13 protein-coding genes are annotated in these 13,007 nt (G+C 71.0%); 11 read left to right on the top strand and 2 right to left on the bottom strand.

From position 1 onward, the window contains the following. Window positions 1-75 precede the first annotated feature (75 nt). Window positions 76-849: an HAD-IIA family hydrolase gene (locus IEY17_RS19890; protein ID WP_188990000.1), complete on the top strand. Its 774-nt coding sequence runs from the start codon at window positions 76-78 to the stop codon at window positions 847-849. A gap of 1 nt (window position 850) precedes the next feature. Here IEY17_RS19890 and IEY17_RS19885 read toward each other — a convergent pair whose 3' ends face one another. After that, window positions 851-1,546 (bottom strand): DUF1990 family protein, encoded by a 696-nt coding sequence (locus IEY17_RS19885; RefSeq protein WP_188989998.1) that lies wholly within the window; start codon window positions 1,544-1,546, stop codon window positions 851-853. 78 nt (window positions 1,547-1,624) lie between these two features. On the opposite strand from IEY17_RS19885, the gene IEY17_RS19880 reads away from it, so the two are divergent. From IEY17_RS19880 to IEY17_RS19845, 8 genes are all read left to right on the top strand, one after another. Continuing rightward, complete coding sequence (locus IEY17_RS19880; RefSeq protein WP_188989996.1) at window positions 1,625-1,837, top strand: hypothetical protein; 213 nt, start codon at window positions 1,625-1,627, stop codon at window positions 1,835-1,837. Then, window positions 1,834-2,538 carry a DUF1990 family protein gene (locus IEY17_RS19875; RefSeq protein ID WP_188989994.1) on the top strand — a complete coding sequence of 235 codons (705 nt, stop codon included), beginning with the start codon at window positions 1,834-1,836 and terminating at the stop codon, window positions 2,536-2,538. The genes IEY17_RS19880 and IEY17_RS19875 overlap by 4 nt, the downstream gene beginning before the upstream one ends. A 145-nt stretch (window positions 2,539-2,683) precedes the next feature. Next, window positions 2,684-3,388, top strand: coding sequence for a helix-turn-helix transcriptional regulator (locus tag IEY17_RS19870; RefSeq protein ID WP_188989991.1), 705 nt, complete (start codon window positions 2,684-2,686; stop codon window positions 3,386-3,388). A gap of 136 nt (window positions 3,389-3,524) precedes the next feature. After that, the gene (locus IEY17_RS19865; RefSeq protein ID WP_268240376.1) at window positions 3,525-3,956 is read left to right on the top strand and encodes a DoxX family protein; all 432 of its coding nucleotides are present in this window, start codon (window positions 3,525-3,527) and stop codon (window positions 3,954-3,956) included. 306 nt (window positions 3,957-4,262) lie between these two features. After that, a complete protein-coding gene (gene pqqA / locus IEY17_RS19860) occupies window positions 4,263-4,400 on the top strand; it encodes a pyrroloquinoline quinone precursor peptide PqqA (protein ID WP_188989989.1) in 138 nt (45 codons plus the stop codon). A 31-nt stretch (window positions 4,401-4,431) separates the two neighbouring features. Beyond that, window positions 4,432-4,713 carry a pyrroloquinoline quinone biosynthesis peptide chaperone PqqD gene (gene pqqD / locus IEY17_RS19855; protein WP_188989987.1) on the top strand — a complete coding sequence of 94 codons (282 nt, stop codon included), beginning with the start codon at window positions 4,432-4,434 and terminating at the stop codon, window positions 4,711-4,713. Beyond that, a complete protein-coding gene (pqqE, locus tag IEY17_RS19850) occupies window positions 4,706-5,797 on the top strand; it encodes a pyrroloquinoline quinone biosynthesis protein PqqE (protein ID WP_188989985.1) in 1,092 nt (363 codons plus the stop codon). The genes pqqD and pqqE overlap by 8 nt, the downstream gene beginning before the upstream one ends. 27 nt (window positions 5,798-5,824) lie before the next feature. Further along, window positions 5,825-7,039, top strand: coding sequence for an MFS transporter (locus IEY17_RS19845; protein ID WP_229680338.1), 1,215 nt, complete (start codon window positions 5,825-5,827; stop codon window positions 7,037-7,039). A gap of 25 nt (window positions 7,040-7,064) precedes the next feature. On the opposite strand, the gene IEY17_RS19840 is transcribed toward IEY17_RS19845, so the two are convergent. Then, complete coding sequence (locus IEY17_RS19840) at window positions 7,065-9,317, bottom strand: oxidoreductase (protein WP_188989984.1); 2,253 nt, start codon at window positions 9,315-9,317, stop codon at window positions 7,065-7,067. A 399-nt stretch (window positions 9,318-9,716) separates the two neighbouring features. On the opposite strand from IEY17_RS19840, the gene IEY17_RS19835 reads away from it, so the two are divergent. Both IEY17_RS19835 and fdhD read left to right on the top strand, forming a co-directional pair. Beyond that, on the top strand, window positions 9,717-12,020 hold the full coding sequence (locus IEY17_RS19835) for an FdhF/YdeP family oxidoreductase (RefSeq protein WP_229680337.1): 2,304 nt from the start codon (window positions 9,717-9,719) through the stop codon (window positions 12,018-12,020). Next, window positions 12,017-12,916, top strand: coding sequence for a formate dehydrogenase accessory sulfurtransferase FdhD (fdhD, locus tag IEY17_RS19830; protein ID WP_188989979.1), 900 nt, complete (start codon window positions 12,017-12,019; stop codon window positions 12,914-12,916). Before IEY17_RS19835 ends, fdhD begins: the two co-directional genes overlap by 4 nt. Window positions 12,917-13,007 lie beyond the last annotated feature (91 nt).

Genomic DNA, 13,007 nt, shown 5'->3' with positions numbered 1-13,007 from the left:
AGGTGTGGCCGGACGTCACCGCCGCGACGCCCTGACCGGTTTCGGGGTTCCGGACCCGCGCCCTACCCTGCGGGGATGGCGAACACGCGGGCCGCGCTGATCGACATCGACGGGGTGCTGACCGTCTCCTGGCGGCCGCTGCCCGGCGCGGCCGACGCGCTGTGCGAACTGCGCGCGGGCGGCATCAACGTCCTGCTGGTCACCAACACCACGACCCGGACGCGGGCGGCGATCGCGACGACCCTGACCGAAGCCGGGTTCGACGTCACCGCCGACGAGATCAGCACCGCCCCCGCCGCCACCGCCGCCTATCTCCGGCGCCACCACCCCGGGGCGCGCTGCCTGCTGGTCAACAGCGGTGACATCAGCGCGGACCTGACCGGTGTGGAGCTGGTCGCCGAGGACCCCGACGTGGTCGTCCTCGGCGGTGCCGGACCGGAGTTCGACTACGGCACGCTCAACCGGGTGTTCGCCCACGTCCAGCGCGGCGCACCGCTGGTGGCGATGCACCGCAGCCTGTACTGGCGCACCGACCAGGGGCTGCAGCTGGACACCGGCGCCTTCCTGCTGGGCATCGAGCGGGCCACCCACCGCGAGGCGACCGTGGTCGGCAAGCCCTCGGCGGAGTTCTTCCGCTCCGCGCTGCGCGAGATCGACGCCGAACCCGGCAGCACCGCGATGGTCGGCGACGACGTCGAATCCGACGTGCTGGCCGCGCAACGTCTGGGCATCACCGGAGTCCTGGTGCGCACCGGCAAGTTCACCCCGCAGGCCCTCGACGCCGCGTCCGGCGAACCGGACCACGTGCTGGACTCCATCGCCGAACTGCCGGGTCTGCTGCTTCGCTGAGTCACGGTCCGGTCGCCGCGGGGATGGCGTGGGTGCGGATGTGGATGCCGTCGGCGGGCCGGCCACCGGCCGCGTCGGCCGCCGCGCGGCAGAACCGCACCCACATGTTCAGCTGGATCTCCTTGGCCAGGCGCAGGTGCGCGTAGAGCAGGTTCACCAGCCGGGTGCTCGGGCGGGCCCACGCGTCGATGCGGAACTGGAGGAGTTCACCGCAGGGTCGGGCGCGGAACTGGATCTGCCCGGCCTCCAGGTGGCCGCACAGCGTGGCCAGCCGCAGGCACGTGCCGTCGGCGTGCACCACCCGCACCGGACCGTTCCACGGTCCGGGCATCTCCACGACGAACTCGTCGCCCACGCGCAGGTCGGACCTGCTGCCGCGGATGCCCACGACCTCCGACGGCACGAACCTCTCGAAGTCGCGGATCACCGCGCCCACCAGCTGTTCGGCATCGACCCGGGCGTCGGCGATATCCACCCGGAACTGGCGGTGGTACAGCGAGCCGACGCCGTCGCGGTCGAGTTGCAGGTCGTCGTCGACCAGTTCCGGTGGGATCGGTGGCGGTTCCTCCGGCAGTTCGCCCACGTGCTCGGTGCGGTACAGCGGGGTTGTCTGCCACATGTACCGCCACGACACCAGCGCCACACCCAGGAACCAGCGGAGCACGATGGTCGCGGCCCGCCGTCGCCAGCTGGTCATCGCTCTCCTCGCGGTCCGAATACGGAACTGCGCAGCGGGTACCCGCCGGGAAACAGGACGACACCAGCGGGAGCGGATATGGTCGTGGGGCTGTTGCACCGGGTGGGACTGCGCAGTTCCCACCTGCACCTGATGTCGTTGGGGGCGGTGGGGTTGTGCATCGGCCTGTGGATCCGGGCCAAGACCGTGGACCAGACCGAGCGCGGCAACGCCGAACGGCGGGCGCTGTTCGTCGGTCTGTGGCCGCCGATGCTGTGGCTGATCGGCGATGCCCTGCGGCTGTGCGAATGAGCGGTCCGGCCACCGGCTTCGCCGGGGTGGACGTGGCGCGGAGGCTGGCGCAACTGCGCGGCCGCGAGGTGAACTACACCGCCGACGAGGTCGGCGGACCCGCGTGGCGCTTCGACCGGTGGAGCACCCGGCTCCCCGCGGAGTCCCCGGGCCCCCCGGAACCGGGGCGGGCGTGGGAGACCGCGTGCCGGCTGGTCCGGCACTACGAGTTCTCGGCCCCGGACATCGTGCGCGCGGCGTACGACGCCGACGAACCCTTGCTGGGCCGGACCATGCTGCTGGAAGGCCGGTTCTCCGGCATGCGGTTCTACGTCGGTGTGCGGGTGACCGGGGTCGTCGACCGCCAGGACGCCGGTCGGCGGGTGTGGGGCTGGAGCTACGAAACCCTGCACGGGCACCTGGAACGCGGCAGGATCAGCTACGAGGTCGTCAAGGACGAGAACACCGGCGAGGTGGAGTTCGTCATCGACGCCTACTCCCAGCGCGCCCCCACCCTCGGCCCCGCCCTGCGGCTGGGCTGGGCGCTGTTCGGCCGCCAGCGGCAACTGCACTACTACCGGGAGTGCGGCCGCCGCATGCGCCGGTTCAGCGATCGTCCCCCACCTGCGCCCGAACCGCGGACGGGCCTCGTCGTCGCCCCCTCGGACGCCCGAGCACACCCCCTCGACCGCTTCGTGCTCCGCAACATCGACCCGGGCTGAGCCGGCGCCCTACCGCTGGGTAACCTCCCCAGCGGCCGTTTTTCACCAACCGCGGTGGGCTTATCCCGCTGTCCCGGCTGGCACGAGGCTGCCGCTGCCGGTTTCGGGACACCGTGATTCGCGCAAAACGGCGGTAGGATGAGGCATGGCCCGCAGGAAGGCCCGGGCCGCTTCCGCTGTCGCGGCGGTGGCCGCCCTGGACGACGAACTGCGCTGCGGGATGTATGAGTTCATCCGGCACGCCCGACGGCCGGTCGCCCGCGACGAGGCGGCCGCGGCGGTCGGCATCTCCCGTAAGCTCGCCGCCTTCCACCTCGACAAGCTCGTCGAGGCCGGTCTGCTGTGCGCGCGCTTCGAGCCCGTCGGCGGCATCCGCAAGGTCGGCCGCGTTCCCAAGGTGTACGAACCCACCGGCGTCGACGTCCGGGTGAGCATCCCGCCACGTCGGCACGACCTGCTGGCCGACATCCTGCTCGACGCGGTGCTCACCGAGGGCGCGCAGGAGAACGCCGTGCAGGCGGCGCTGCGCGTGGCACAGGAGCGCGGGCAGCGGCTCGGCGCCGAGGAACGCGCGCGCAGCCGCCCGGGACGCCTCGGTGCCGAACGGGCGCTGACCAGCACCGGGCAGGTGCTGGTCAGCTACGGCTTCGAACCCGAAAGGGAGACTCCGACGTGCCTGCGGCTGCGCAACTGCCCGTTCCACCCGCTCACCGCACGGTCGCCCGAGCTGGTGTGCGGCATCAACCACGCCTTCCTGCGTGGCTTCCTCGCCGGTTTGCAGGCACGGTCCGTGGAAGCCGTCCTCGAGCCGCGCCCCGCCGAGTGCTGCGTCGCGCTGCGCAGCACGTGACCGGCCGTTCAGCAGTGGACGCCGAACTGGGGGTGCGCCCGCTGATGAACGGCCGGTCCGGGTATTACCGGGCATCCGGGTTGGCGGTGCCACGACGCGGATAGCCGAGAGGGAGCGGAACGGTTGGGGGTGCGTCGTGACGCAGGCTGTGGAACTTCGACTGGGCGGTGTCGTGTTGTCCCTGACTCGGATCGTCGTGTCGTTCATGTTCGTGCTGCACGGGGCCGCGACGCTCTTCGGCGTGCTGGGCGCCCCAGTGCCCACTCCGGTGGGTCAGTGGCCGAGTTGGTGGGCGGGGCTGATCCAGTTCGTGTTCGGTGGCCTGGTGCTGCTCGGGCTGTTCACCAGACCGGCCGCGGTGGTGAGCTCGGGCACCATGGCGTTCGCCTACTTCAGCGTGCACCAGCCTCGCGCGCACCTACCGATCCAGAACGCCGGGGAACTGGCGGCGATGTACTCCTGGATCTTCCTGCTGATCGCCGTCCTCGGGGCCGGGCCGTTCGCGCTCGACACGCTGCTGCACCGAGCCCGGCTGGCACGCGCCGAAGCGCGTGTTCGTGCGCGCTGAACCGCACGTGCGGCGGGGGCCGATGCGCCTTACGGCCGCGCCGGGTCGGGGCTATCCTGCCGGGGTAGGGGTTCCATCCACACATCGGGGGTGGTGTCGGATGGCCCGGGAACATTTGCCGAACGACCGCTGGTTCTCCGCTGTTTCCCACGCGACGCACGCTCGCGGTCACTCCCGCAACCGTGGTACCGCGGGCACCCGGCTGCCAGGACGCCCCGGCGGAATTGCCCGTTGCCTCCGGCGACTTCCGCCGTCGGGACGCTCTCTCGGCCTCCGCGCTCGGAGCACAGGAGGGAGGTGCCGGTCATGGAATCCGATGCCCCGCGGTCCGTTCTCGGGTGGGAGATCCCCGAGTTCGAGGACGTCGAGTGGGAGGCCCCGGAGTTCGAGGAACTCGTGTGCGCGTCCGAGATCACGATGTATGTGGCGCGGATGGAGGAGTAGCGCCCGCGCGGGGTCGTCCGCGAGGAGGGCGATGAGCACCGACGTGACCCGGTCCAGCCGCCCGAGGCTGGCGGCGCACGTGCGGCTGGCCTTCGACCGGTCGCGCGGGCGCCACGTTCTGCTGGGGCCGGAGTCCGTGTCGGTTCTGAACCGGCCGGGCGCGTCGATCCTCGACCTGTGCGACGGAAGCCGAACGGTGGCCGACATCGTGGCGAACCTGCGCGGCCGCTACGACCGGGTGGTCGACGACGAGGTGACAGCGTTCCTCGCCCGGCTCGTCGTCAAGCGGTACGTGGAGGTCGGTGATGACTAGACCGCTCGGGATGCTCGCCGAGCTCACCTACGAGTGCCCGCTGCACTGCCCGTACTGCTCCAACCCGGTCAACCTGGGCGACTACCGCGACGAGCTCACCACGGCGCAGTGGCGGCGGGTGCTGGCCGAAGCCCGCGATCTTGGTGTCCTGCAGCTGCACCTGTCGGGCGGCGAGCCGCTGCAGCGCCGGGACGTGGTGGACATCGCGCGCACCGCCAGCGAGCTGGGCCTGTACACCAACCTCATCACCAGTGCGCTGGGGCTGTCGGCGCGCCGCGCCGAGCAGCTGCGCGACGCCGGTCTCGACCACGTGCAGATCAGCATCCAGGCGCACGAAGCGGCCATGTCCGACCGCATCGCGGGCCTGCCCTCCTTCGAGCGCAAGGTGGCCGCGGCCCGGCTGGTGAAGAAGCTCGGCTGGCCGCTGACGGTGAACGTGGTCCTGCACCGGCTCAACCTCGATCGCATCGCCGACGTGCTCGCCCTGGCCGAGCAGCTCGACGCCGACCGCCTCGAACTGGCCAACACCCAGTACTACGGCTGGGCCCTGCGCAACCGCGCCGCGCTGCTGCCCAGCAGGCAACAGGTGGAGCGGGCGGAGGCGGTGGTGCGGGCCGCGCGGCGGCGCCTGGCGGGTCGGATGGAGATCATCTACGTCCTGCCGGACTACTACGACGACTACCCCAAGCCCTGCATGGCCGGGTGGGGACGGCGCCAGCTCACCGTGACGCCCAGCGGGGACGTGCTGCCCTGCCCGGCCGCGCAGGTACTGCCGCTGCCGCGCGCGAGCGTGCGCGAGCATTCGCTGGCGTGGATCTGGGCGGAGTCGCCGCTGTTCCAGCGCTTCCGCGGCACCGACTGGATGCCCGAACCGTGCCGCACCTGCTTCCGGCGCGACATCGACTTCGGCGGCTGCCGCTGCCAGGCGTTCCTGCTCACCGGTGACGCCGCCCGCACCGACCCGGTCTGCGTCCTGTCCCCGGACCACGAGATCGTGGCCGAGGCGGTGCGGGCCGCCAACGCGGACACCAGGCCCGTTTCCGACGTGCTCACCCCGCGCCCGCATCCGCGCGACGCCCGGTGAGGCCCGTCGCGGGGCGGGAGGGCAACCGTGACGGCGGAACCGGGCCGGACCACGGTGCGCGCGTTGCTCGCGCGCCCCACCTACCGGCGGTGGTGGGCGGCTTCGGTGATCTCGCGCGCCGGGGACCTCCTGTCCGGGGTGGCCCTGCTCCTGCTGGTGCTGGACCGCACCGGTTCGGGCCTGGGCGTGGCGGGCGTGGTGGTCGCCGACGCCCTGCCCCTGCTGTTCGCTCCCCTGGCCGGTGTCGTGGTCGACCGCCTGCCCAGGCGCCAGGTCATGATCACGGCCGATCTGGTCCGCGCCGCACTCGCCGCGGCGCTGCCCCTGGTCGATGCGCACGTGTCCGCGATCTACGCCATCGCGTTCGCGCTGTCCACGGCCACAGTGTTCTTCAGCCCCGCGGCCAACAGCCTGCTGCCCGCGATGGTCGGCGAACGCGAGCTCGTCGCCGCCAACTCCGGTGTGTGGACCACCGCGGTGGTCGCGCAGATCGCGCTGGCGCCGCTGGCGGGGGTGCTCGTCGCCGCGGCCGGGTTCGCCGCCGCGTTCTGGATCAACGCCGCGTCCTTCGCGATCAGCGCCGCGCTGCTCACCGGCCTGGCGGTACCCGGTGGCCGGGTCGTAGCGTCCTCGCGCGGCTGGCTGCGCGATGCGCTTGACGGCGCGCGCCTGCTCGTCACCGACCGGCTGCTGCGCGCGCTGGCTGCCGCGCACCTGCTCGCCGCCCTGGCCTCCGGGGCGACCGGCGCGCTGCTCGTGGTGCTCGCCCGCCAGCGCCTCGGCCTGGGCCCGCAGGGGTTCGGTTGGTTGCTGGCCGCCACCGCGGTCGGCGCCCTCGCCGGTCCCGCGCTGCTGAACCGCCTAGTGCGCGACGCAGCGCGTCCGGGCGTCGTCTTCGGTTCCTTCGGGCTGCGTGGTCTGGTGGACCTCCTGCTGGCGTTGACGACGCGGGCGCCGGTGGCCGCCGGAGCGCTGGTGCTCCACGGGGCGGGCGCCTCGACCGGCACCATCACGTTCACCAGCCTCGTCCAGGTCCGCACCGAGGAGGCCGTGCGGGGCCGCGTGTTCGCCGGGTTCGACGCGTTGTTCCAGACCGGCCGACTGGTCGGCCTCCTACTGGGCGGTCTCCTCGCCGATGGGCTCGGCATCGCGACCGTTTACCTCTTCGGCGCCGCACTGCTGCTGGCCGCAGCGCTTGGCGGTTCCGCCCTCGCGCGAACACCGGACGGCCGCTGTCCGTAGCTTTTGGGTTCCTGGACCGGCTGCGTCAGCGGTCGCGGTTCAGTCCTCGGCTGATGCCCGCTGCGATGGTGGTGGCCAGGATCCAGCCCACCGCCACGAGAACCACGCTGACCCACTGGGAGACTCCCCGGGCCTGCCACATGTCGTCGTGGCCCAGGGTGACCACCGGCAGCATCTGGTCCACTGTGTACAGCAGCGGGCTCCAGACCGGGTGGTCCTGCTCGTTGATCGGGACCAGCGGGTGGGCGTCAAACCACGCGGTGCCCGCCGCAGCGAACAGCAGCAGCCAGGCCAGCGCGCGCAGCGGCCGGTAGCCGTAGCCGACGGTGAGCCGCTGCAGGAGGCTCCACATCCGCACCGGCCACCGCAGGCCCGGACGGGCCGTGGCCGCGATCGCGGCGTAGCGGTGGCGCTGCTTCTCGATCAGCACCGCGACCGCGTGCTCCTCCAGGCCGTTGGCCCGGAACACCTCGGCCAGCTGGTCGTAGGGGCCCGGCTGGTAGGCGCCGCCGGAGGTGGCGCGCAGCCAGTCGAGGCGCTGCCGAACCCGGTCCCGGTCGTGGTGTTCGAAGGAGTCGGCGAAGTTCGTGTAGCTGAAGTCGTCGAAGTCGACACCGCCGGTGGCCCGCCAGACCGCAGCGTTGTCGGCGAACAGCTCGCACTGCGCCTGACCCAGCGCGATCCGCCCGTGCGGTGCCTCGTTCGGCAGGAGCGTCAGATCCTGGGCCACCACGCCGAAGGCGTTGAGCGCCGTTCTGGACGTGCCGTCGCCCAGTTCGCAGCCCGAGAAGTTGAGGTGGCGGCCGATCTGCGCCCACCGCAGCTCCACCGCCCCCTCGGCGCGGAACGGCCTGCTGCCCTCGGCGCAGATCAGGTCGCGTTCGATGCGGGCGGCCCGCAGGTCCAGCGACGCCTTGTAGGTGTTGCGGTGCCCGTGCCAGGCGGGTTTGGTGAGCTGCGTGGACCGCAGGTCGACGTTCGCACCGACCCGCGCGCCGGGCAGCTGCAGCGATCCGACGATCTCCGCATCCCGGCACTCCAGGTTGCTGCCCACGCTGATCCGGCTCGCCCGCAGCACATCGGTGCGCGGGCCCACCAGCCGCGCGTTGGTGAGCTGCACGCTGCCGCTGACCTGGACGTCGGTGATCCGGACCTGACCGCGCACCTGCGCCGCGCTGGCGTCGAGGTTCCCGCGGATCTGCGTGCCGTCCAGGTGCACCGCGCGCAGCGGCTGCTCCACCGACTCCGCCGGCGAGCGCAGCCACCCGACGTCGATCCGCGCCCCGGGCATCCGCAGGTTTCCGCCGATGACGGCGCTGACCAGCCGGATCGTGCCGCCGCTGCGGAAGTCCCCGTCGAACTGGACGTCGCCGCGAACCTCGCAGCGGTCGGCGACGACGGTGGCGGCCGGGTCGTGGTACTGCGAGTCGCTGCGTCGCGGCGGCGGCACGCCCGGTTCCAGCACAGCGCCCCGCAGCCGCAGGTCACCGGCGATGCGCGCGCTCGGCAGCACCAATCGGCCCGCCGCGGTGAACGCGGTACCGGTCGCCCGGTCGACGTCGAGGCGCAGCGAACCGCCGATGCGGACGCCGGTGGCGTTGAGTGCGGTGCGGCTCCTGTTGCGCAGGGCCGCACCGGACAGCGTCAGGTTCCCACCGATCTGCGCACCCGGGATGCGGATCTCGCCGCTGGTGCGCAGCCGGACGCCCAGCAGCGCGCCGGTGACCGACAGCCGGTCGGCGTAGACGCACCGCTGGCCCGGGTTGCGCAGCTCGCTGCCGGTGAGCAGCAGCGAACCGCCCAGCTCCGCATCCGCCAGGTCGACGACACCTCCGATGCTCGCGCAGTCCACCAGCACCGCGTCGGTGCTGACGGTGAGGTTGCGGGCCAGCAGCCCGGGGAACCGGCAGCGCGACAGCACCAGCCCGGCCAACCGCGCCTGGCGCAGGTCCGGCGCGGTCTCGAACCGGCAGTCCACGAACTCCACCAGGTAGGGCAGGTCGGCGTTGCGCACCTCGAACGCCCCGGTGATCAGCGCGTCCGCGACGCGGATCACCAGCGGCTGCACACTGCGCCGGGCGAACGGCCGCCAGCCGTCCTCCTCCAGCGAGTCGATCAACCGGCGGGCCAGGAACTCCCCGCGGATCTCCCGCTCCTGTGCCGCCCCGGCGGCGGCGCGCTCGACCTGTCCGTCGGTCTGCGCCAGGCGCCCCGTGAGCAGGTCGTCGAGCCGCTGCTCAGCAGCGGTCTGCGGCCCGCCGCTGTCGTTGAACCGCACATTTTCCTCCCGCAACAGTGCGCAGGCGGAGCCCCCGCCGCAGCCGTCGATCACCGGGCACCCTATCCAGCACTGCCGACCCGGGTCCCGGGAATCGGGCAACCCGCCCGGCGCCTTTGCCAGATGGGCAATAAAGTTTGCCATCCGGTTCGGCTCAACGGTGGTCGCCGCCACGGCCGGTGACGCGGGCGCCGGCGGCCACACCAGAACGTGACGACCACAGTGGACAACGTGACCATGCGCACATCTGCTGAACCAGATCACCTCCCCGCGATCCGCGATAGACGGCGGTTATCGCGCGATCCGGAACTTCTCTTTGCTTTTTCGCACCGCGGTGGCGGATGCTGCGATGCGGGTCCGGGCGGTGCCGCCGCCCGACGGGGATCGAAGGAGACGAGCGTGAACCGGGAACCGGGTGATGGTGTGTCCGTTACCAAGCCCAAGGAGTGGGCGACGGGACTGCCCGCTGTGGCGCACGCCCTGCAGTATTCGTTGCAGCAGACCTCGGTGCGGCGCACGGCGTTGACGCTGTTGAACATCAATCAGGCCGCGGGCATCGACTGTCCGGGGTGTGCCTGGCCGGAACCGGGCCCGAAGGATCGGCACCTGAACGAGTACTGCGAGAACGGTGCCAAGCACATCAATGACGAGGCCACCACCCGGCGGGTCACCGCTGAGTTCTTCCGCGAGCATCCTGTTTCCGAGCTCGACCGGCAGTCGGATCTGTGGCTGAACCAGCAGGGGCGGCTCACCGAGCCCATGGTCAAGCGGCCGGGTGCGGATCACTACGAACCGATCGACTGGGATGCGGCGCTGGATCTCATCGCCGGCGAGCTGCGCCGGCTCGACAGCCCCGACGAAGCGATCTTCTACACCTCGGGCCGGGTCAGCAACGAGGCCGCGTTCCTGCTGCAGCTGTTCGCCCGTGCCTACGGCACCAACAACCTGCCCGACTGCAGCAACATGTGCCACGAGTCCAGCGGCGCCGCGATGCGCGAAACACTGGGTATCGGCAAGGGCAACGTGAGTTTGGAGGACCTCTACCAGGCGGATCTGGTGTTCGTGGTGGGCCAGAACCCCGGCACCAACCACCCGCGCATGCTGTCCGCGCTGGAACGCACCAAGCGCAACGGCGGCCAGGTCATCGCGGTCAACCCGCTGCCCGAGGCCGGGCTGCTGCGCTTCAAGCACCCGCAGACAGTACGCGGCCTGCTCGGCCGGGGCACGCCCATCGCCGACCAGTTCCTGCAGATCCGCCCCGGTGGCGACCTCGCCCTGTTCAAGGCACTCAACCTCCTGCTCCTGCAGGCCGAGGACGCCAACCCCGGCACGGTGCTGGACCACGAGTTCATCGCCGCGCACACCAGCGGGTTCGCCGAGTTCGCCGAACAGGCACGCAAGCTCGACTGGGACCAGGTACGCACCGCCACCGGTCTCACCCGCGCCGAGATCGAGCAGGTCCGCGACCGGGTCCTGGCCAGCAAACGGATCATCGTCTGCTGGGCGATGGGCATCACCCAGCAGAAACACGGCGTGCCCATCATCCGCGAAATCATCAACTTCCTGCTGCTGCGCGGCAACATCGGCCGCCCCGGCACGGGCGTTTGCCCGGTCCGCGGCCACAGCAACGTGCAGGGCGACCGCACCATGGGTGTCTGGGAACAGATGCCGCAGGAGTTCCTCGACGCACTGGGCCACGAGTTCGGTTTCACCCCACCCACCCACCACGGCTACGACTCGGTCAACGCCATCCGCGCCATGCTCGAACACCGCGCGAAAGTCTTCGTCGGCGTGGCCGGCAACTTCGTCCGCGCCGCACCTGACAGCGAACTCACCGAGCAGGCCCTGCGCCAGTGCCGACTCACCGTGCACATCTCGACCAAACTGAACCGCTCACACACCGTCTGCGGCGAAACCGCGCTGATCCTGCCCACCCTGGGCCGCAGCGACCGTGACATCCAGGCCAGCGGAGAACAATTCGTCACGGTCGAGGACTCCATGAGCATGGTGCACGCCTCCCGCGGACGACTCGAACCCGCTTCCCCCCACCTCCTCAGCGAGGTCGCCATCCTCTGCCGCCTGGCCCGACGAACACTGGGCAACGAACCCGCCATCCCCTGGGAGGAATTCGAAGCCGACTACAACACCATCCGCGACCGCATCGCCCGCGTCATCCCCGACTTCGACGACTTCAACGCCCGTGTCACCCAACCCGGCGGGTTCCGGCTACCGAACCCGGTCAACGACCGGCGGTTCCCCACTGCCACCGGCAAAGCCCTGTTCAGCCACAACCCGTTCGAAATGATCCAACCCCCCGAAGGACACCTCGTCCTGCAAACCCTGCGCTCCCACGACCAGTGGAACACCATTCCCTACACCACCAACGACCGCTACCGCGGCATCCACGGCAGCCGCCGGGTGGTACTCGTCAACCAATCCGACCTGGACGCACTCGGCATCCCCGACCGCAGCGAGGTCGACCTGGTGACGGTGTGGCGCGACGGAATCGAACGCCGCGCGCGCAACTTCCGTGTCATCGCCTACCCCACCACACCGGGCTCAGCCGCCTCCTACTACCCCGAAACCAACAACCTCGTCCCCCTCGACAGCACCGCCCGCATCAGTAACACCCCCACCTCCAAGGGCGTCATCATCCGCCTCGAACCCAGCACCACCCCAACCGAACAGGAACACGTCCAATGAGCCGAGTAACCGCACGGCGACGGGTGTTGCGCATTCGGGATGGCGCGGCATCGCAGCGGCCGGACACACTCGCGGCAGAGGAGCCGATGGAGATCCGCCTGGATGGCCGCCCGTTGACTGTCACCATGCGCACCCCGGGGAGCGATTTCGACCTGGCCGCGGGCTTTCTCCTCAGCGAGGGAGTGGTGCGACAGTCCGCCGACATCGCCGCGATCCGGTACTGCGCCGGCGCCACGGGCGACGGCGGCAACACCTACAACGTCGTGGACGTCGCGCTGGCCCCAGGTGTCGCCGTTCCCGACCAGTCGCTTGAGCGGAACTTCTACACCACGTCGTCGTGTGGGTTGTGCGGGAAGGCGAGCCTCGACGCGGTGCGCACGACCGCGCCGTGGACGGTCGCCGAGGATCCCCTGCACGTCGAGCCGGAGACACTGACGGCCCTGCCAGACCGACTGCGGACGGCCCAGCGGGTGTTCGCGCGCACCGGCGGCCTGCACGCGGCCGGACTGTTCACCGCGGACGGCGAGCTCCTGTGCCTGCGGGAGGACGTGGGGCGGCACAATGCCGTGGACAAGGTCATCGGGCACAGCCTGCGCTCCGGATGGCTGCCGCTGCGCGGCACGATACTCCTGGTCAGCGGCAGGGCGTCCTTCGAGTTGGTGCAGAAGGCCGTGATGGCCGGTATCCCGATGCTGGCTGCGGTCTCCGCACCCTCGTCACTTGCCGTGGAGCTCGCCGAGGACCGCGGGCTGACGCTCGTCGGCTTCCTGCGAGGCACGTCGATGAACGTCTACACGCGCGCGGACCGAGTCCAGTTCGACCTCCCGGTGGTCGGCAGCTCGACGGTCTCCCGGCACGCAGCGGTCACACCGGAGGAGGTACCGGCATCTGCGTAGGCGGAACCTGTTTCGCGGACTGCGCGGAACCGCAGATGCCCCTATCCTCCATCAGGTCCGACGAACTGGGGCGTCGGTAAGCGGATCTGGG

Source organism: Saccharopolyspora thermophila, from assembly GCF_014646075.1.
In the GTDB taxonomy this organism is placed as follows: domain Bacteria; phylum Actinomycetota; class Actinomycetes; order Mycobacteriales; family Pseudonocardiaceae; genus Saccharopolyspora; species Saccharopolyspora thermophila.
This window is presented reverse-complemented; position numbering and strand designations above follow the sequence as displayed.

Coding starts and splice junctions, on each gene's coding strand:
- pqqE (WP_188989985.1), top strand. CDS start 4,706: ATGACTAGACCGCTCGGGATGCTCGCCGAGCTCACCTACGAGTGCCCG.
- IEY17_RS19870 (WP_188989991.1), top strand. CDS start 2,684: ATGGCCCGCAGGAAGGCCCGGGCCGCTTCCGCTGTCGCGGCGGTGGCC.
- IEY17_RS19880 (WP_188989996.1), top strand. CDS start 1,625: ATGGTCGTGGGGCTGTTGCACCGGGTGGGACTGCGCAGTTCCCACCTG.
- pqqA (WP_188989989.1), top strand. CDS start 4,263: ATGGAATCCGATGCCCCGCGGTCCGTTCTCGGGTGGGAGATCCCCGAG.
- IEY17_RS19885 (WP_188989998.1), bottom strand. CDS start 1,546: ATGACCAGCTGGCGACGGCGGGCCGCGACCATCGTGCTCCGCTGGTTC.
- IEY17_RS19875 (WP_188989994.1), top strand. CDS start 1,834: ATGAGCGGTCCGGCCACCGGCTTCGCCGGGGTGGACGTGGCGCGGAGG.
- pqqD (WP_188989987.1), top strand. CDS start 4,432: ATGAGCACCGACGTGACCCGGTCCAGCCGCCCGAGGCTGGCGGCGCAC.
- fdhD (WP_188989979.1), top strand. CDS start 12,017: ATGAGCCGAGTAACCGCACGGCGACGGGTGTTGCGCATTCGGGATGGC.
- IEY17_RS19890 (WP_188990000.1), top strand. CDS start 76: ATGGCGAACACGCGGGCCGCGCTGATCGACATCGACGGGGTGCTGACC.